Annotated in this window: 18 protein-coding genes; 5 read left to right on the top strand and 13 right to left on the bottom strand. The window is 34.9% G+C overall.

Features of this window, described 5'->3' with window-relative positions; translation table 11 throughout:
* Positions 1 to 43: 43 nt before the first annotated feature.
* From LMD38_RS00965 to LMD38_RS00915, 11 genes are all read right to left on the bottom strand, one after another.
* Entirely contained in the window at positions 44 to 739 is a 696-nt protein-coding gene (locus LMD38_RS00965; protein WP_061184246.1) for a hypothetical protein, read from the bottom strand.
* The gene (locus LMD38_RS00960) at positions 726 to 1,514 is read right to left on the bottom strand and encodes a hypothetical protein (protein ID WP_227585651.1); all 789 of its coding nucleotides are present in this window, start codon (positions 1,512 to 1,514) and stop codon (positions 726 to 728) included. Before LMD38_RS00960 ends, LMD38_RS00965 begins: the two co-directional genes overlap by 14 nt.
* Before the next feature lie 31 nt (positions 1,515 to 1,545).
* On the bottom strand, positions 1,546 to 2,115 hold the full coding sequence (locus LMD38_RS00955) for a hypothetical protein (RefSeq protein WP_228920143.1): 570 nt from the start codon (positions 2,113 to 2,115) through the stop codon (positions 1,546 to 1,548).
* Between the two features lie 117 nt (positions 2,116 to 2,232).
* Positions 2,233 to 2,715 carry a DUF2712 domain-containing protein gene (locus LMD38_RS00950; protein ID WP_073530387.1) on the bottom strand — a complete coding sequence of 161 codons (483 nt, stop codon included), beginning with the start codon at positions 2,713 to 2,715 and terminating at the stop codon, positions 2,233 to 2,235.
* A gap of 322 nt (positions 2,716 to 3,037) precedes the next feature.
* Positions 3,038 to 3,580: a ribosome hibernation-promoting factor, HPF/YfiA family gene (hpf, locus tag LMD38_RS00945; RefSeq protein WP_000671190.1), complete on the bottom strand. Its 543-nt coding sequence runs from the start codon at positions 3,578 to 3,580 to the stop codon at positions 3,038 to 3,040.
* 321 nt (positions 3,581 to 3,901) lie between these two features.
* Complete coding sequence (cspC, locus tag LMD38_RS00940) at positions 3,902 to 4,099, bottom strand: cold shock protein CspC (RefSeq protein WP_001162041.1); 198 nt, start codon at positions 4,097 to 4,099, stop codon at positions 3,902 to 3,904.
* 126 nt (positions 4,100 to 4,225) lie between these two features.
* The gene (locus tag LMD38_RS00935; protein ID WP_061184244.1) at positions 4,226 to 4,930 is read right to left on the bottom strand and encodes a ComF family protein; all 705 of its coding nucleotides are present in this window, start codon (positions 4,928 to 4,930) and stop codon (positions 4,226 to 4,228) included.
* Positions 4,930 to 6,279: an ATP-dependent helicase ComFA gene (gene comFA / locus LMD38_RS00930; protein ID WP_227585649.1), complete on the bottom strand. Its 1,350-nt coding sequence runs from the start codon at positions 6,277 to 6,279 to the stop codon at positions 4,930 to 4,932. The genes LMD38_RS00935 and comFA overlap by 1 nt, the downstream gene beginning before the upstream one ends.
* 127 nt (positions 6,280 to 6,406) lie before the next feature.
* Positions 6,407 to 7,822 carry a C40 family peptidase gene (locus LMD38_RS00925; protein ID WP_228920141.1) on the bottom strand — a complete coding sequence of 472 codons (1,416 nt, stop codon included), beginning with the start codon at positions 7,820 to 7,822 and terminating at the stop codon, positions 6,407 to 6,409.
* 146 nt (positions 7,823 to 7,968) lie between these two features.
* Positions 7,969 to 8,283 carry a winged helix-turn-helix transcriptional regulator gene (locus LMD38_RS00920; RefSeq protein WP_000400857.1) on the bottom strand — a complete coding sequence of 105 codons (315 nt, stop codon included), beginning with the start codon at positions 8,281 to 8,283 and terminating at the stop codon, positions 7,969 to 7,971.
* Between the two features lie 173 nt (positions 8,284 to 8,456).
* The gene (locus tag LMD38_RS00915) at positions 8,457 to 9,299 is read right to left on the bottom strand and encodes a DegV family protein (protein WP_000844764.1); all 843 of its coding nucleotides are present in this window, start codon (positions 9,297 to 9,299) and stop codon (positions 8,457 to 8,459) included.
* Between the two features lie 239 nt (positions 9,300 to 9,538).
* Here LMD38_RS00915 and LMD38_RS00910 point away from each other — a divergent pair, with 239 nt between their 5' ends.
* Positions 9,539 to 10,174, top strand: a complete 636-nt coding sequence (locus tag LMD38_RS00910; protein WP_016718930.1) for a YigZ family protein — start codon at positions 9,539 to 9,541, stop codon at positions 10,172 to 10,174.
* 74 nt (positions 10,175 to 10,248) lie between these two features.
* Complete coding sequence (locus LMD38_RS00905) at positions 10,249 to 11,382, top strand: LCP family protein (RefSeq protein ID WP_061184241.1); 1,134 nt, start codon at positions 10,249 to 10,251, stop codon at positions 11,380 to 11,382.
* 32 nt (positions 11,383 to 11,414) lie between these two features.
* On the opposite strand, the gene wecB is transcribed toward LMD38_RS00905, so the two are convergent.
* Positions 11,415 to 12,530 (bottom strand): non-hydrolyzing UDP-N-acetylglucosamine 2-epimerase, encoded by a 1,116-nt coding sequence (wecB, locus tag LMD38_RS00900; RefSeq protein WP_000140134.1) that lies wholly within the window; start codon positions 12,528 to 12,530, stop codon positions 11,415 to 11,417.
* A 74-nt stretch (positions 12,531 to 12,604) separates the two neighbouring features.
* Positions 12,605 to 13,975 (bottom strand): UDP-glucose dehydrogenase family protein, encoded by a 1,371-nt coding sequence (locus LMD38_RS00895; RefSeq protein ID WP_061184239.1) that lies wholly within the window; start codon positions 13,973 to 13,975, stop codon positions 12,605 to 12,607.
* 489 nt (positions 13,976 to 14,464) lie between these two features.
* Here LMD38_RS00895 and LMD38_RS00890 point away from each other — a divergent pair, with 489 nt between their 5' ends.
* From LMD38_RS00890 to LMD38_RS00880, 3 genes are all read left to right on the top strand, one after another.
* Positions 14,465 to 15,538, top strand: coding sequence for a UDP-N-acetylglucosamine--undecaprenyl-phosphate N-acetylglucosaminephosphotransferase TagO (locus tag LMD38_RS00890; protein WP_061184238.1), 1,074 nt, complete (start codon positions 14,465 to 14,467; stop codon positions 15,536 to 15,538).
* 200 nt (positions 15,539 to 15,738) lie between these two features.
* On the top strand, positions 15,739 to 16,476 hold the full coding sequence (locus tag LMD38_RS00885; protein WP_227585425.1) for a polysaccharide deacetylase family protein: 738 nt from the start codon (positions 15,739 to 15,741) through the stop codon (positions 16,474 to 16,476).
* A 103-nt stretch (positions 16,477 to 16,579) separates the two neighbouring features.
* Positions 16,580 to 19,255, top strand: a complete 2,676-nt coding sequence (locus tag LMD38_RS00880; protein WP_061184236.1) for a sigma-54-dependent transcriptional regulator — start codon at positions 16,580 to 16,582, stop codon at positions 19,253 to 19,255.
* Positions 19,256 to 19,354 lie beyond the last annotated feature (99 nt).

Raw genomic sequence — 19,354 nt, 5'->3', positions numbered from 1 at the left:
TGTAAATCTCTTTTTAACAAATGATATAAAATCATAATGTAAACTAGATCACCTCTGTCTCATCATTCATAGCAATATAACTTTTTTTAGATAAAATCCATACACTTATAAAAAAGATAAAAAAACATCCAAATAAGCGTATAAGTAAACCAGTAGCATCTTCAAACACATTTATATAAAAAGCATTTGTAAATAAAAATCCATGTAATATAAATCTATCTAATAAAACGGCAGTAATCATACATATTATTACAAGTAAACTAGGTAAAAATAATTGCAATAAAGCACTTATCATACATATAAAAATAGTCGCAAATAATTGAATGCAAAATAATAATGGATAATTCACAGAAATACTATTTACAGCCATCATATTTGACATCAAAAATAACTGTAAAATCATACTCCCAGCGAAAAAACAAACGAAAACGAATAGTTTCAAATAATATATAGAAACTAATTTCCATGCATTATTCACTCGGTAAACTACATAAATACTAAAAAAATTCGACATAGAATATACAGAAAAAACGATTGTTAAAGGAATAAATATGGTCGACAAATTATAAAACGACATAACCTTATACAGGGTTTCCAATTCGTTCATTTTCTCTTTTACAATTCCAGGTTCAAAATAATTGAACAAGCAACCAATGATACTAGCATTAAGTAAAAAGAGAATACTGAACCAAATATATTTCATCCTTATAGTTTCTTTCATTACATTATAAAAGAACATGCTTCCTACTCCCCCGTAAATAAAGAACTACAGAACAAAACCAAATACATAACAGCACACTAAGAAAAATTTGTAATTCAAAAAAGCCGAAGTCTTTAATTAAATAATCTTTAGGATTGAGAATTCCCTTTCCAATACCAAGCCAAAAAATATGTAAAATAAATGGCACTAAATAAATAAAATAAACTCGTTTTATAAAAAATGACACTGATAAAGCCAAACTTGAAAAAACCGCACCGTATAAACCATTTAAAAATACATACATAAGAAAATATAAAGTCGGATACTCATAATAAACCGTATGAAATTGAGCTGTTGGTGAAACAGTAGCAGCCATATAATTTAATATCGGATGCGGAGCAACTGTCGGATAAGTCATCACATATAAATAAAAATGAAATAGTAAAGGGACACTTATAATAAAAAAAGATACAATAAAATTAATAAAATAAAGTAATCTAAAATAATGACGCGTTCCCATCTTAGAAATGACAGGATAAATAAATCCATAATTTTTATCAATTCTATAAATCCCAGCTACAGCCATTGCAGAAATCATAGGAAATATAAGTAGATAAAATTCACTATAAAATGGTAATCTATTAAAATGTAAAATGTTAGATAAATATGGAGATACCTTTATGATCCCAGCATCATTAAATCCTTTCGTTGTTACACACATAGAAATATATTGAACAATGACAATTACTAACATAATAAATAAAGACAACCAAAACATCCTACCTTTTAAAATCCTTCCTAAAAAGTAACTCATCTACAGCTCCTCCATAAACCATTAATGAAATTTAAATCTTTTTTAATATGAACATTTGATCCGCAACACCATAACATTTATTTTCTTTATTTAACCAGATGTAACGAAAGGAAACATTTACTCTCTCACCTTCAAATTTAGGAAACTCAACTTCATACTGATAAACATCATTTGTACCTTTTCTTTTTACACTCTTAACTTCTTGTTTCCACTCAATTACTTTTCCATCAGTTTGTTCAATCCGCCCCAAAAGATACGCTGGTTTTTTCTTGTTCGTAACACCCGTTAAAAAAACATAATAATTTTCTGGTATAACTCCTGACTTTAAATTTTTATCTGAAAGCCTATCTTTTATTGCAATATCATTTCTATCTATTTGCCCTTGAAAGAAATCATCACCAGTTTCATTTTCCAAAAATACTTGTTCAAAAACAGTATTTTTATTAATTCCTTTCAACTGAATACTTTTCAAATTATCTTTTTCCGTTAAAGTATCTTCAATATTTACAATAGGTTCATCTACTTTCTTATGGCAAGAAGCTAATAAACAAATAATCAATATAAAACAACAGAATAAAATATATTTTGAAATAAGCTTCATTGCAGCACCTCCTATTCAAAAAATGAAATAGTAGAAAAAGTCGTATAATCCAGATGACGAACTAGACGACTTTTTCTAACGTTACACAATAAATAATTTTAATTTATAATTTCTAAATCAATATTCAGTGTAAGGTCCACTAGGTCTTACACTATCAGGACTCCAAGCAGTAGGATAAGCATTATTTTCTCTAGAATAACCACCGAATCTCACAGGTACATTTTTCCCATAGTTTTCATATGCGTAATTTTGGAAAAGATACGTTTTACCTGGTCGCACCGTTCCTTCATGCTTACCTGACTCACCTGAAACATTTACCCAATCTCTATCACCTTTACCTTTATTTTTATCCGCTTCTGTCCAAACATTGAAAGAACCACCGCCCTTCTCACTGCTCTTCACACGCATATACATAGAAGTAGGTGTCTCTTTAGGACGTGCGTTAGTAAAATCATATGCACTCCAAAGTCTAAAGGTAAATTCTACATGATCATCCCTTGTATCAGCATTAGCTGGTTCGGTTAAAACGAAAGTACTAGCTAAAATACCTAAAGATAAAACAGATCCAAGCATAAAAAGACTTTTTTTCTTAATACTCACTAAAAGCACCTCCGATAATTTGTAGCATTATACTAATCTTATTTTTTCACCGAGGGAATAAATAAAATCTCTATAACGCAATATAACAATAACAATCTCTCGATGTACTCTCAATAGCATTCAGAAAACTTAATGTTATATTTATAATGGTAAACATTTTGACAAATTAACAAAAATAATAATACACTCCTAGCAAAAAATTACTTATAGAGATAACTACTTACCTATGCCTGTTCCAAATCATAAAGAGTAACTCACCTTTCGAAAAACAAAAACTAAAATATAAAAAAAGCGCAGCCATTTCGGCTGCGCTTTTGAAGTATTATTTAGTTTCAATTAAACCATATTTCCCATCTTTACGGCCATATACAACGTTAGTTTCATTTGTATCAGCATTTGTGAAGACGAAGAAATTATGTCCTAGCATATCCATTTGTAGGATTGCCTCTTCAACGTCCATCGGTTTTAAATCGAATCGTTTTGTACGTACAAGTTCTAGTTCATCCTCTTCTACCTCATCCAGAACAGCTACTGCTTCTGGAAGGATAAAGTTCGTTTTCATAGAACCTTTCTCACGTAACTTACGATTTACTTTTGTTTTATGTTTACGAATTTGTCGCTCAAGTTTATCAACTACTAAATCGATAGCAGCGTACATATCGCTATTAGTTTCTTCTGCACGAAGTAATAAATCAGTAAATGGAATTGTTACCTCGACACGTTGCTTGTCAGAGTATACTTTTAAATTAACTTTAATCTCTGGGAATGTATCAAAATAACGCTCTAACTTACTTAGTTTTTTCTCTACATATTCCTTTAATGCTGGAGTTACTTCAATATTTTCACCACGAATGTTGAATTTCATAGATGAATTCCTCCTTTCAAGCCTATGTACTATAATTTCGACACCGGCTTAAAAACTCCTTCTAACTTTTTTAAAAAAATTAGTGGAATTGCGATTTTTTTATCGTTTTTTGTTGAAATGAAAAGATGCATCGTTTCTATCTTTATTTTATCCTATTAACATCGTGAATAACGAATATAACTGTGGACAATTCGTTACAGAAAAGAAACAACTTTTTGACAACTCCATTCATAACAAAAACCCCTTGCAAAAAAACAAGAGGTTCTACCATATATATAACGTTGCCACAAACGCAGCTTTCTCTTCCCAAAAACAATATACCTACAGTTTTACAACATTAGCTGCTTGCGGTCCACGTGCTCCCTCTACAATATCAAACTCAACTTGTTGCCCTTCTTCTAATGACTTATATCCATCTTGTTGAATAGCAGAAAAATGAACAAACACATCATCACCGTCTTCACGCTCAATAAACCCAAATCCCTTTTCTGCATTGAACCATTTTACTCTTCCTTGCATGTTCATTCCATTCCCTTCACTCTAAAAATCAGGACATTTGCCCCATAATTTCACTATAACGAATGACAACATACGAAGTCAAAGAAGACTTATCGCCTTTTTATTATCCCTTTCGACAGTTACAGATTAACTTCTACAGAGCGTCAAACTAGAAACTTCGCTTGCTCCTTTATCATAGAAAAGACTTCCAATTTGTCTCACTGTAATTCCTGTCGTATATACATCATCAACAAGTAAAATATGTTGACCATGAAACATCTCTTCTCTCTGAAAATAAAAAGGATTACTTCCCGAAAGCCTTTCTTTACGCGACTTCTTACTTTGCTTTTCTGTTTCCTTCCTTCTTAATGATGAATAAAAATTTTTGACAGGCAAACAAGCTGCTAATAACTCTGCTTGATTAAAACCTCGCTCATATTCCCGTTCCCTACTAAGCGGAACAGCAATAACAGTTGAAACGTCCGTAAAATACTTTTGAAATAGCTCCCGAAAAGATTGATAAAAAATACGAACTAACTCCGCATCACCTCGAAACTTAAACTGCGCTAGTATACCTTTCATGTCATCATTGTACACGTACAACGAACGATTTTTAAAAGGACGATATCCTTCCTCATTCCTCCATCTTATACAGTCCATGCAAATGTCATTTTCTTTATATCGAGTAGGTAAGTCATCTAAAGGACGACCACAATCCATGCAAATTCTTCCTATAATATAGGAAAGTTTTTGCTCACATCTATCACATACATATTTTTTGGGGGACTTTACAAAGAAGGCGTACCAACTAACTGTTTCCACCATATACTCATCACAAAGTAAACAATGCATTAATCGATCAACCCTTGTTCTTTCGCATTTTTGTTCATACTTTGAATATGTTTTTTCGCACGTACCATTGCCTCTGTCTTACCGTAATGAAAATACATAACCTCTCCGTATGGCTCTTCAAAACTACGCCCCGCTCGGCCTGCAATTTGTACGAGCGCACTCTCTGAAAAAATTTCTTCTTCAGCTCCTAACACAGCCACTTGTAAGTTCTTCACAGTTACTCCTCTTTCTAAAATTGTCGTTGTAACTAATAACGGAATGTCTCCCTTTCTGAAAGATGCTACTTTTTCTTTTCTCATCGAATCTTCTGCATGCACGCCATCGATTCTATTATCCAACCCTTTCAACAACTGACTTATTTCTTCTATATATTGCACATGAGGAACAAATAAAAAAATAGGATACTTTTTGTTTAAGTGCATTTTTAACCATTGTAGTAACACGCGAGGAATTTTTTTATGATGGAGGCTTTTCTTCCAATTTCCGCACCAACTAAATAGAGGAACTGGTAACGGGTGACGATGGTATCGTCCTGACACAATAACACCTTTTTGTTTCCCCTTTCTGAAATTACGCTTCCACTTTTCATCAGGGGTTGCAGTTAAATAAATACGCGCTGCTTTCTCTTTCATTGCTTGTTGCACTGCATACTGTAACATTTGATCCGCATGATACGGGAAGGCATCAATCTCATCTACAATCATCACATGAAACGCTCTATAGTAACGTAACAGTTGGTGAGTCGTTGCAACGACTAACGCTGCATCTTTTTTATGATCTACACTCCCTCCGTATAAAGCAGCTACAGTTATACTCGGAAACACTTCTTGTAATCTCGGCGCTAATTCCAGTACAACGTCCGTCCTTGGCGTTGCGATACAAACTCTTTCTCCTTTTTGAAGCACCTCTTCTATACCGTAAAATAACATTTCTGTTTTTCCAGCCCCGCACACAGCCCAAATAAAAAAAGATTCTTTCTGCTTAATCGCTTCTATAACTCCTTGCGCCGCCAACTCCTGACCAGTAGATAAAGTCCCTTTCCAATGTAACCGTTTTTTATGACACTCTCCTGTTCTTTCAGCAATCCCGCGAACAAGTACAGTACATTCACTAACTCTCCCCATCGTGATACACTTCCGGCAATACGCGCATGCTTTACCGCACCTTTTACATAAAAATGATGCAAATAGCCGCTGCTCTATATTTCCGCAGCGCTGACATATATATTTAGAAGCCTTCTTCGTTATACCTTGTACACATACAACCTCTCCCTTCTTTTTCAAATCACTTAATTCTCTCCGTAAATCTGAAGAGAGTTCTTCTAATAGCAACTGTTTTCCAGCAAGCATTAGCACTCACCTCCAGCATTACTATAAACCTTTCTTATAATCTCGTAAAAACGCAAAAAAGCCGATAACCTACTTATAAAATAGTAAGCTATCGACTTTATACACATGTTTTATTCGATTATAAATCCTAGAATCTACCGTATCCTAAGAAATGTTTTTGGTTGTAGCTACTGCTTAAGCTAGAGTAAGCAATCCCTTTGTCACCAGCATGAATCATTTGGCCATTGCCAACGTAAATACCAATGTGAGATGGACCATTTTTATAAGTATTTTGGAAGAATACTAAGTCCCCTGGCTGTGGGCTACTTACTTTAGAAACTGAATTCCAGTAACCATTAACATCTTGACGACCTACACCGAATACGTAAGAAATGAATCCACTACAGTCAAAACCACCGTTTGATGGAGATGCACTTCCCCAAACATATGGTAAGCCTAAGTATTGTTGCGCTTTACCAATTACGCCAGGAACTGGAGCTGGGCCTGGTGTCGGTTCTGGTTTTTTATCTTCTTTTTTAGGTGCTTCTTTTTTAGGCTCTTCCTTTTTAGGTTCTTCTTTTTGAGCTTGTCCACCGTTGTTTGCTGGTGCCGCTGGCTGAGCTGGTGCCGCTTGTGCTGGTTGAGCTTGCGCATCTTTAGCAGCTTGCTCTGCTTGTTTTTGAGCAGCAGCCTCTTGTGCAGCTTTTTCTTGCGCTTCTTGTTCAGCAATACGTTGTAATTGTAATGCTTGTTTTTCAAGATCTTTCAATTGACTTTCCGTACTTGTCATTGAAGTTACAACTGTATCCATTTTACCGCTTAAATCGTTTACTGCCGCTGCTTTTTTCGCTTTTTCAGCGTCAAGTTCTTTTTTAGCAGTTTCAATTTGAGCTTGTGCTTCTTTTAATTCTTTTTGCTTTGTTTTTACCGTTTCAACATCTTTTTTCACGTTCGCTTGATCTTCTTGTTGTGTTTTCATGATATCTTCGTCAGACTCAAGAATTTTAGAAACAGAAGTTAAACGATCAACTAAATCTGCAACGTTTTTAGAGTTTACAAGAACTTCTGTTACAACGTTTGTGTTTGGTTGCTCTTGAAGTGCAACTAAACGTTTTCTTAATAACTCTTCACGTTTTGCAATTTTCGTTTGTAATTCTGCAATATCTTTATTTTTCTTTTCGATTAATTGCTCAGTGTCCGCAACTTTTTTCGTTGTTTCATCAAGCTTTGCAGCATTCTCTTGAACAGACTTATCTAAACCTTGAATTGTTTTGTTTAAGTCATTCATTTGTTTTTGTAATTCATCACGTTCTTGTTGTTGTTTATGTAAAGTGTCATTTTGTGTATTAATTTGTGATTTCACGTCAGAAATTTTATCTTCCGCAAATACATTTGGTGTTAGTCCTGAAAACATTAACCCTGCCACTAATGCGCAAGATGCCATTTTTAGCTTTTTCATTTTATTTTTTACACCGCTTTCTTTTTTCTTTTTCCGTATATAACCTATAAAATTTATACCATAATTCGGGATTTTTTTTGCTAATGTTACGCTTTTGTAAAACAAATGTAATATTATATGTAACTCTATCGCAAAATATGCATATTTTTGTATATATGTGTAGAGTTTTAAAAGTTTTTTTAAGCAAAGAAAAAAACGCAAGGTTTCCCTTACGTTTTATTAAATATACTAATACGGATGAAATCAAAACGTTATTTCATCCATTTCTCAGCCCAATTTTGGACTTCATCCATAACACTTTCTAACGCTTTTCCCTTGTCCGTTAAGCCATACTCGATTCGAACTGGTACTTCTGGATAAACATTACGAACTACAATGCCTTCGCTTTCCAATTCCTTTAAACGCTCTGATAACATACGATCGCTCATATTCGGTATAATATCTGCGATTTCTCTAAAACGTTTTGACTCTTCCAGCAAAGATTTAATAATTAAGCCAGTCCACTTCTTACTAAGCAAAGTAAAAGCTGACTCAAACTTTGGACATAAACAAGAATTATGCTCCATATGTTTCACCTCTCTTCTATTATAATATAGTTTCTTGTAAAAAGTAAGTTATAAAACTTTCCTCATTATTTTATTTTACGTACATTTTACCATTTCCAAATATTAACTTGTCAACTTCACGTAAAATATCCGTAAAAAAACCCTCTTCCGAAAGAGAGCTTTTTATATCTTTATTACTTCGTATACCATCCAAGGCCTAATGCACCTTCACCTAAATGCGTTCCAATTACAGCACCGAAATAACCTGTGCGGATTGTAACATGAGGATATTTTGCTTCTAATTCTGCCTTCCATTCATTCGCTTCCTCTTCACGTTGTGCATGAATGATAACTGCTTCCATAGGTACACCTTTACTTGCTTGCTCATCAAAAATTTCAATGATACGTTTTAGCGCTTTTTTACGCGTACGAATCTTTTCAAACGGGATAATGATTTTGTCTCTAAAATATAAAACCGGCTTTACTTGTAACAGACTACCGATGAAAGCTTGCGCACTATTTAATCGGCCTCCACGTTGTAAATGGTGTAAATCATCTACTACAAAATAAGCGTCCATCGTTTTCTTCATTTCATCAAAACGGGCGATAATCTCTTTCGGATCCTTCCCTTCGCTTGCTAGCTTTGCACCTTCACGCACGTAGAATCCTTGTACTTCACAACTAATTTCAGAGTCGTACGTATATACATCAATACCCTCTACCATTTGACCAGCTGTCGTTGACGTTTGATATGTACCACTAATCCCACTTGAAAGATGAATGCTAATAACTGCATCATAATCCTTAGATAATTCTTCATATAGCTCAACAAACTTTCCGATTGCTGGTTGAGAAGTTTTCGGAAGCTCTTCTTGCTCACGTACTTTTACATAAAAATCATCTGCTGAAATTTCAGCTTCTTCTTGATAAGATTCCGTTCCAAACACAACGTTTAATGGAATCATATATATATTGAGTTCATCACGAATATGCTTCGGTATATATGCTGTACTATCAGTAACAATAGCTGTTTTCATTTTCGTACCTGCCTTATAAAAAAGTTTTTATTTCCTAATTTTACACGAAAACTAAAAATGGTGCATCCATACATGAAAATGCGGGTTTGAAATTATACTTATCATCTCGACAAATTACAACAAAAAGGTAAAATACTCATCAAAAATTTCAGCTTATTTATAAAAAATGTTTGAATATAAAAACGCCCGCTTTTAAAATGTAAAGTACTAGTCATTTTGATGGATAGGGGCGTATACAAGTGTTATTACAATATTTAACAATAAAAGACTACGGTGAACACGAAATTGTTATTCAAAAATCAAGATTCATCTGTTATGTTAGTCGTGCTACAACCGAAGAAGAAGCTCAAGAATTCATACAAAAAATCAAAAAACAAAACTGGAATGCAACACATAATTGTTCTGCGTATTTAATTGGCGAACAAGATCAAATCCAAAAAGCAAATGATGATGGTGAACCTAGTGGTACAGCTGGCGTACCTATGTTAGAGGTACTAAAAAAACGCGGTTTAAAAGATACCGTCGTTGTCGTTACCCGCTATTTTGGTGGCATCAAACTGGGCGCTGGTGGATTAATTCGCGCATATGGAAAATGTACAAGCGAAGGCATTAATCATGTCGGTGTTGTCGAGCGAAAGCTAATGCGTATTATGCAGACCGAAATTGATTACACATTACTTGGCAAAATTGAAAATGAATTACGTAATTCAAAATATGCCATTAAAGATATACATTACCTCGAAAATGTCACATTTGATACGTATGTAGAAGAAGATGGAAAACAAGCATTCACGGATTGGATGATTGAATTAACAAATGGGAAATGTACAATTACAGAAGGAGATATGTTGTACTTAGAGCAAGATGTTATCTAAGAATAACTACTGTATCGCCTTTAAAGATTAATGTAGTGAATTACTTTCCTACAAATGAACTAAGGAGATTATATATGGAAGAACGTTATTATCATCTCCAAAATAGCAGAATAAAAAAGAAACGAAGAAGAAAGTTTTTCTACTTCCTTATTTTCTTATTTTTATTTGGTAGTGTAGGACTTTATATATTAAATTCCTACTCTTCTCTCATGGGGATGTATAGTGGTTTTACTCGTGAAAAATCGGATTTGAGAACCGAAGATGTAGAAATTACAAAGGAGCCTTTTACACTCCTTATTATGGGTATAGAAGATTATGCAACAGACGGCCAAAACGGTCGTACAGATTCATTAATGTTTGCGACAGTCAATCCGAAAACGCAAAAGATTTCGCTTATGAGTATCCCTCGTGATAGTCGCGTTCCAATTGTCGGAAAGAATAAAGAGGACAAAATTAACGCTGCGCATGCTTACGGCGGAGAAGAAATGGCAATCAAAACTGTCGAAGGTTTCCTAAAAGTACCTGTAGACCATTATGTTAAAATTGATTTCCAAGGCTTTAAAGGTATTGTTGATGCTGTTGGCGGTGTTACTGTTGATGTTCCCTTCGATTTTTGGGAGCGTTCAGACGTAGATTACTACAAAAAAATCCAATTTAAGCAAGGACAGCAAGAATTAAATGGTGAAGAAGCACTCGCTTACGTTCGTATGCGAAAGCAAGATCCAAATGGTGACTATGGTCGGGCCGCTAGACAAAGACAATTACTAGCTGCTGTTGCTCAAAAACTAAATTCCACCTCTACCGTATTTAAAATTAAAGATTTAACAGCGGTCGTTGGAAAATATATAAAAACTGACATTCCTATTTCTGATGGCCTTGCTCTTTACAAGAAACTTTCTGGGTTTGATCCTTCTACAATACAAACACTCAAACTTGAAGGAGAAGACAAAAAAATAGGTGGTATTTATTACTTCCTTCCAGATCCAAACGGTGTTGAGGCAGTACGTAACGAAATTAAAAAAGAACTAGGAGAAAAGGTAACCACGCAAGAAAATTCAACAACAAAAACGGAATCCACTCCTTCTTCAAATTCTAACTCTAACGAAAAAGCGAAGAAAGAAACGAATCAGAATCAGAACAAAACACCAACTGATCCCCCTCCTTCTACGAATGCTCATGCAGAGTGGATTATGAGAAATCAGCAATAAAAAAGCCAAATCGCATGCGATTTGGCTTTTTTTTATTTATTAAAGTGTTTTAAAATTGCTTCTACAATACGCTCTGATGCACGGCCATCACCGTACGGATTAGACGCTTTTGACATCTTATCATGAGCTTCTTTGTCTGATAACAACTCATCAGCAAGGCTAAAGATTGTCTCTTCGTCTGTTCCCGCTAATTTCAACGTACCTGCTTCAATACCTTCTGGACGCTCTGTTGTATCACGAAGAACAAGAACTGGCACACCGAGTGATGGTGCTTCCTCTTGTACCCCGCCAGAGTCAGTTAACATTAAGTATGAACGAGCTGCAACATTGTGGAAATCAATTACATCTAGCGGCTCAATTAAATGAATGCGGCCATGATCGCCTAAAATATCATTTGCAGTTTCACGAACAACAGGGTTCATATGAACAGGATACACAACTTGTACGTCTTCATGCTTATCAACAAGACGCTTAATTGCACGGAACATATTACGCATTGGCTCTCCTAGGTTTTCACGACGGTGAGCTGTCATAAGTACAAGACGATCACTTCCAAGTTTCTCTAGTACAGGATGACTATATGTTTCTTTTACAGTCGTTTTTAGCGCGTCAATCGCTGTATTTCCTGTTATGAAAATGCGTGATTCATCTTTATTTTCTTTCTGTAAGTTCGTTGCTGATTTTGCTGTAGGTGAGAAATGAAGATCTGCCATTACGCCTGTTAATTGGCGATTCATCTCTTCTGGGTATGGAGAATACTTATCCCATGTACGAAGTCCTGCTTCGACATGACCTACTGGAATTTGATTGTAGAAAGCAGCTAAACTTGCAATAAACGTTGTCGTCGTATCACCATGTACAAGTACGATATCAGGCTTTGCTTCTTTCATTACTTTATCCAAACCTTCTAAACCACGCGTTGTAATATCGATTAAAGTTTGGCGATCCTTCATAATATTCAAATCGAAATCTGGTGTAATTCCAAAGATACTTAATACTTGGTCTAACATTTGACGATGTTGTGCTGTTACAGTCACAATCGATTCAATTTTCTCAGGATGCTTTTGCAACTCTAATACAAGAGGTGCCATTTTAATTGCTTCTGGACGTGTCCCGAAAATTGTCATTACTTTTAAACGTTCAGTCATTTCATTGCCTCTTTTCTTTCACTAGTTACAAATCCTATTATGACATATAAGAATATACATGAATACATACCTTTTTAACGAATAACAGAAAAATCCCTCTTATGAATACTTTCTCTTCCAACGGAATAATAATCTATTCCTTGTTTCTTGACATCCTCATTAGTATAACAATTTCTTCCATCAAATAAAATAGGCTCTCTCATAAGTTGTGCGTACTTTTCTAACGGATAAGCTCTGATTGCTTCCCATTCTGTCACGATAAAAGCCGCACTCGCTCCTCTAATCGATTCATCTATACATTCGCTATATTGTATAGTCTCCCCAAAGATATTTTTCATATTGTGAATTGCCTTTGGATCATATAGAACTACATCCGCACCCATATGAATTAATTCTTGTATCATAATAAGGGACGGTGCGTCTCTTATATCATCCGTATTCGGTTTAAATGCCGCTCCCAGCACTGCAATCCGCTTCTTGTTCATATTTATTACTTTCTTCGCTTTCTCAATCAATAACAACTGTTGTTTATTATTCACTTCAATGACGGCTTTTAACAAACGAAAATCATGCGCCACATTCCCTGCAATTTGCACAAGCGCTTTCGTATCTTTCGGAAAACACGATCCCCCGTAACCAATGCCCGCATTTAAAAAAGACGCCCCAATTCTCTTATCCATTCCCATTCCTTTTGCAACATCTAATACATTAGCTCCTACCTTCTCACATATATTTGAAATTTCATTGATAAAACTAATTTTTGTCGCTAAAAAGGCATTCGATGCGTATTTAATCATCTCTGCACTTTTTATATCTGTAACATACGTTTGCAAATGTAATTTACTATATAAATTCTCAACTTTTCGCGCCGCTTCCTCGTTATCTGCTCCAATTACAATACGATCTCCCTGAAAAAAATCGTAAATCCCTGAACCCTCCCGTAAAAATTCGGGATTCGATACAATATGTAATTCATGCCTATTTTGTAATTTCTCCTCAATCCATCCCCTCATAGCACCATTCGTCCCTACAGGAACAGTACTTTTTGTAACAACAATAATGTCTTTAGTCGCATATGCTCCAATATCAAAACATGCATTTTGAATATATGTTAAATCTGCTGTCCCATCTAATAACGATGGCGTTCCAACTGCAATAAATATAAATTCTGCATCATGAAATGCTTCTTCTTTACTTGCTGTAAAAGTTAAACGATTATTCTCACACGCATCATGTATTAATTCATATAAGCCAGCTTCATAAATAGGCAGATCCCCTTGTTTTATCCGTTCAATTTTCTCATCATCTATATCAAAACATGTAACCGAATGTCCCAATACTGCCAATCCTACTCCTGTAATCAACCCAACGTATCCGGTACCTATTATCGTAATTTTCATTTCCTTTTCGCACAGGAATATACAATAGAAAATATACGAATACATAGAATTTCCCCTGTGCTTCCCCCTCTCACATTAAAAATGAGAAAACTCTTTTACTTCTTTATTATATGAATTGCTTTCTTCATTCTTTTTTAAGTTTTTGTAAAATTAAATATTGTCCATAAAACCAATAGAAATTTTACCGAGATTAAAGCTGCACGTTCAGGCTCGAAAAATTCCCACATTTTAACACGGAACTTACTCATTTCTACGTGTAACACTTATAATATTGAAATAAAATTATTCGCTATTAAAGAGAAAGAAAAAATGTCATATTCCAAAGCCCAATACGATTAACCTTCTCAAATGATTCAACATTCTGTATACCATTGTCATATATTCTATCTGCTTCCATTTACCATAAAACGAAAAAAAGATTGAATTCTAATCTTTTTGTGATACCATATGTTATGAGCCTGTAAATAAACATCATAATTTTCAGATAAATATATTAAAAAAAATTACGTTAGACTATAAAAGGGTGGGGTATTAATGGACTCACAAGTGATTTATGCCATTTTGGCATCTTTCATCACTGTACTCATCGTTACTCCTTTAGTTATTAAGTTAGCTTTTAAAATAGGAGCAACAGATAAGCCAAACGCGCGTAAAGTGCACCAAAAGATTATGCCTCGTCTTGGCGGGTTAGCAATATTTATTGGTGTGGCTGTTGGATTTGTTGTCGGTGGCTTATACGAACAAAGAATGTTATCGATAACGCTAGGTGCGATTATCATTGTAATCATCGGTATTTTAGATGATATGTACGAGTTATCTGCGAAGGTAAAATTCGGTGGACAACTATTAGTTGCCATTATGATTGTAAAAAGTGGATTATTAGTGCAAGTATTATATATTCCAATCCTCGGGGATACTGAACTTGGATGGCTTGCTTACCCAATTACAGTATTTTGGATTGTAGGTATTACAAATGCCATCAACTTAATTGACGGCTTAGATGGATTATCCGCTGGTATTTCATCTATCGTACTGGCAACGCTAGCATATATGGCCTTCACTAGCCCATGGGGTACTGGAGCTGCTATTATCTTACCACTAGCATTAATTACATTAGCAAGTACAATTGGATTTTTATTCTACAACTTCCATCCAGCAAAAATTTTCATGGGAGATACAGGAGCACTATTTTTAGGATACTGTATTTCTGTTATATCGTTACTTGGATTATACAAAAGTGTAACGCTATTCAGCTTTATCGTTCCAGTTATCATTTTAGGCGTGCCTGTATTTGATACGACATTTGCAATTATCCGTCGTATCGTAAATAAAAAACCTATTTCAGCACCAGATAAGTCGCATTTACATCACCGTTTACTTGCAATGGGCTTCTCTCATCGTAAAACGGTACTAATTATATACGCATTCGGTATTTTCTTTAGTGTAAATGCAATCATTTTCTCTAGTGCGACATTATGGTTATCCATTATTCTTCTTTTCGTTTTAATCTTCTTTACAGAGATTATTGCTGAAGTAATTGGACTTGTACATGAACGTTACAAACCACTTATTTCCTTTTATAAAAAAGTGAAAAAACGCGAAGACTAATTGTAGTATAGCCTTTACTATTATGAAATATTCAAATAGCATCCTCTTTCTTATAAGAGGATGCTATTTTTTATTCGTTATTTTATATTTCCAAAATATAGCTTGTTTGAGAGTTCCACTATTGGAGAAAGATATACATAATAAGAAAAGGATTATATTTTCTTTTTTACATCTTGATTGTCAAACTGAGGGTGAATGTTATGATCAAGCGAGTATTTCAATACATTATTTTATTTTTAACGATTACTATGTACGCGTCATCTCATGCAGGAGCAACTACAATTCCCCCTGCTGAACATCATCCAAATACCGAAACTTCCTCTTCTACAAAAAAAATCGCGTACTTAACATTTGATGACGGACCAAACAAATATACTACGCAAATTTTAAACATCTTAAAAGAAAAGAACGGAAAAGCAACTTTCTTTGTTATTGGTGGAAAAGTACCACATTATAAAAAGACAATGCAACGATTAATTAAAGAGGGACATTATATCGGACTTCACAGTATGTCCCATGATGTAAAGCGCCTTTACACTGGTGATCCATCTGCTTTAATTACAGAGATGGAACAAGCACAAAGCATCGTTCAGCAAGTTACAAATTTAAATACGCATCTCGTTCGTGTCCCATATGGTAGCATGCCTTACTTAAAAAAGAATTACCGTGATGCACTTGTATCAGCCCAGTATAAAATGTGGGATTGGACAATCGATACATACGACTGGAAAAGCTATGACAATCCCTCTGCCATACTAGAAAGGGTACGTAATCAGAGCGATGAACAAGTCGAAGTAATTTTAATGCATGATTCGAGTGTAACCGTACAAATACTGCCACAAGTAATTGATTACTTACAGTCACAAGGATACCAGCTTCTTCCCTATAATCCATCTTCTCATCTCGAAGTAAACTTTTGGAAAGACACAAGATTGTAACAGCTTTAGTGCTATGTGCTAAAGCTGTTTTATTTTTCTCTTCCCACCCTTCCCATTTTTGTGTAAAATTTTAAATAGTGATGAAGTTTCGAGGTGAATAGAAATGAAACGAATAGATCTCATTTTTAACGCAATACAAAAAGGCAATTATACAGAAGGTGTAACTGCATCAGAACTCGCTACCCTGTTGCAGCTAGATCGAGCCAATGTAAGTAGCGACTTAAACAAACTCGTAAAAGATAAACGTTTATTAAAAACAAATACGCGTCCTGTTCGTTTTTATATAGAAACGAACACTTCGTTGGAAACGCATTCAAAAGAAGTAACTTCATTAGATACATTTGCAGTTGAAAATACGAGCCTTAAAATCGCAATCGAAAAAGCGAAAGCTTCTATTCTCTATCCTCCAAACGGTATGCATACTTTACTGCTCGGAGAAACAGGCGTCGGAAAATCCATGTTTGCTTCTTTAATGCACGAATATGCAATTGAAGTTGAACAGCTTCCTAAAAATGCACCATTTATCGTCTTTAACTGTGCTGATTATGCAAATAACCCACAGCTACTACTCGGGCAATTATTTGGGATTAAAAAAGGAGCGTATACAGGGGCAAGTGATCAGAAAGGGTTAATTGAAAAAGCACATGAAGGGATCCTTTTCTTAGATGAAGTACATCGCCTTCCTCCAGAGGGACAAGAAATGCTTTTCACCTTTATTGACCGCGGAGTATATCGTCGCCTTGGAGAAACAGAAAACGAACGTAAAGCACAAGTATTGATCATTACTGCAACAACAGAAGAACCAAATTCATTTTTATTAAAAACATTTACAAGACGTATACCAATGACTGTCACGCTGCCACCACTTCGTGAGCGTACACATAAAGAACGTTTTGCTTTACTGCAACTATTTTTCACAAATGAAGCAATTCGCTTGCGAAAAGAAATTCACGTTAGTCCGAATGCAATGCGTGCTTTCGTCTTTTACAATTGTCCCAATAACATCGGCCAATTAAAAACAGATGTACAAATTGCCTGTGCGAAAGCCTATTCTGACTTCGTGACAAAGAAACGTGATTCTGTCTATGTTTCAAGTACAGACTTACCTTGGTATATGAAGGAAGGGCTCTTCATTGAAAGAAAAAGCCGTCATCTATACCAAATACCGAATGAAACATTTATATTTACAGGCGATGAAGGTTGGAGTAATCATAAAGCAGAAAACGAAAAACAGTCTTCTATTTACGATTATATTGACTATAAATATGAAGAACTTCAAGCTCGTGGTATTGAAGAGGAAGAATTAGAATTACTAATAGAAAATGATATTCAAAGCTTTTTCGTACAATATTTTAACCAAATGTCAAAAAAAACAAGTCATGAAAATGTTTTTAAAATTGTAGATCGTAATATCGTTTCCGTTTGTGAAAAAATTGCTGAACTTGCTGAAAAACATTTATCCAAGACATTCGATGAAAAAGTATTTCTCGCTTTAAGCTTACATGTACAGACAACTCTACAACGTTTACAAGCTGGAAAACAAATTCATCACCCACAATTAAATCAAATTCGTACGAAATATAAAGAAGCTTTTTCCGTAGCTATGCAATGCATTCAACTACTGGAAGACGAATTACAAATAACAATGCCTATCGATGAAGCAGGCTTTTTAACAATGTTCTTCGTTGTTGATCCAATTCCTGCCTCACAAACAGAAGTAAAAGTATTAATATTAGCGCACGGCAACGGCATAGCAACAGAAATGGCAAACGTCGCAAACGAACTGCTCGGCATTGAGGAAGTAACCGGTATCGATATGCCGTTACATGAATCGCCGAAAGATTTCTTAGAGCGTGTGAAAGTGTATATGAAAACACTCCAAAATGTAAACGGGCTTCTCTTACTCGTTGATATGGGATCTCTCGCTTATATTGGTGATATATTAGAAACTGAGTTCAAAATTCCGGTACGTGTTCTTTCCATGACGAGCACTCCACATGCACTAGAAGCTGCTCGAAAAGCTCAGCTTGGCTACTCGTTAGATGCATTATATGAAACAGTAAAGAACTTAACACCGTTTTACTTAAACGTACAAGAAGAAAAGAAAAAGCCACTATCACCAATGAAATCTGTTATTTTAACAGCTTGTTTAACTGGGGAAGGCAGTGCTTTAGCTATTCAAAAAATGTTGGAGAACTATTTGCGATTTGACAAAGACTTAATTGAAATCATTCCGATTAGTATTGTCCATGAAAAAGATTTAACGAAAATGATTGAGAACATAAAAAAAGAGCGGAATATCATTTGTATCGTCACAAATTTCGATGTGCAGGTGCCATGCTTAACTTATCATTTCCAAGATATTGTAAACTACACAGCGATTCAGCCAATTCAAGAATTAATTACGTATGAAGAAACATATGCAAAAATGGCTGATATTCTTGAACAACAAATGCAGCGTAACGACGGAGCACTACTTATTAAAACGATCCGTTACGCATTAAATACAATTCAAGAATTAATTTCCTTACAGCTAACTCCTGACAGTTTAATGGGTGTTATTCTTCATATGAGCTGTATGGTTGACCGTCTTCAAAAAGGAGAAAGCCTCCTCCCTCATCCAGATAAAGAGAAACGAAGACAAGATGAATACTGGATGTATATGAAAGTAAAAAAAGCATTGCAGCCAATTGAAAATACATTTGAAATACAAATACCTGATGACGAAGTATTTTATGTTATGGACTTCTTCATTAAAAATCAGCCTGTAAAAAATTAATCGAGGCTGTTTTGTAGTATATCGACCGCAACTCGAGTTTTATCAGCGATTTTCAAAATATATCAGCGCAACTCGGATTTTATCGGCGATTTTCAAGAT

Origin of the sequence: Bacillus pacificus (genome assembly GCF_020861345.1) — a bacterium.
GTDB lineage: Bacteria > Bacillota > Bacilli > Bacillales > Bacillaceae_G > Bacillus_A > Bacillus_A pacificus.
The sequence above is the reverse complement of the archived record's forward strand: the minus strand, read 5'-3'. Positions and strand labels throughout refer to the sequence as shown.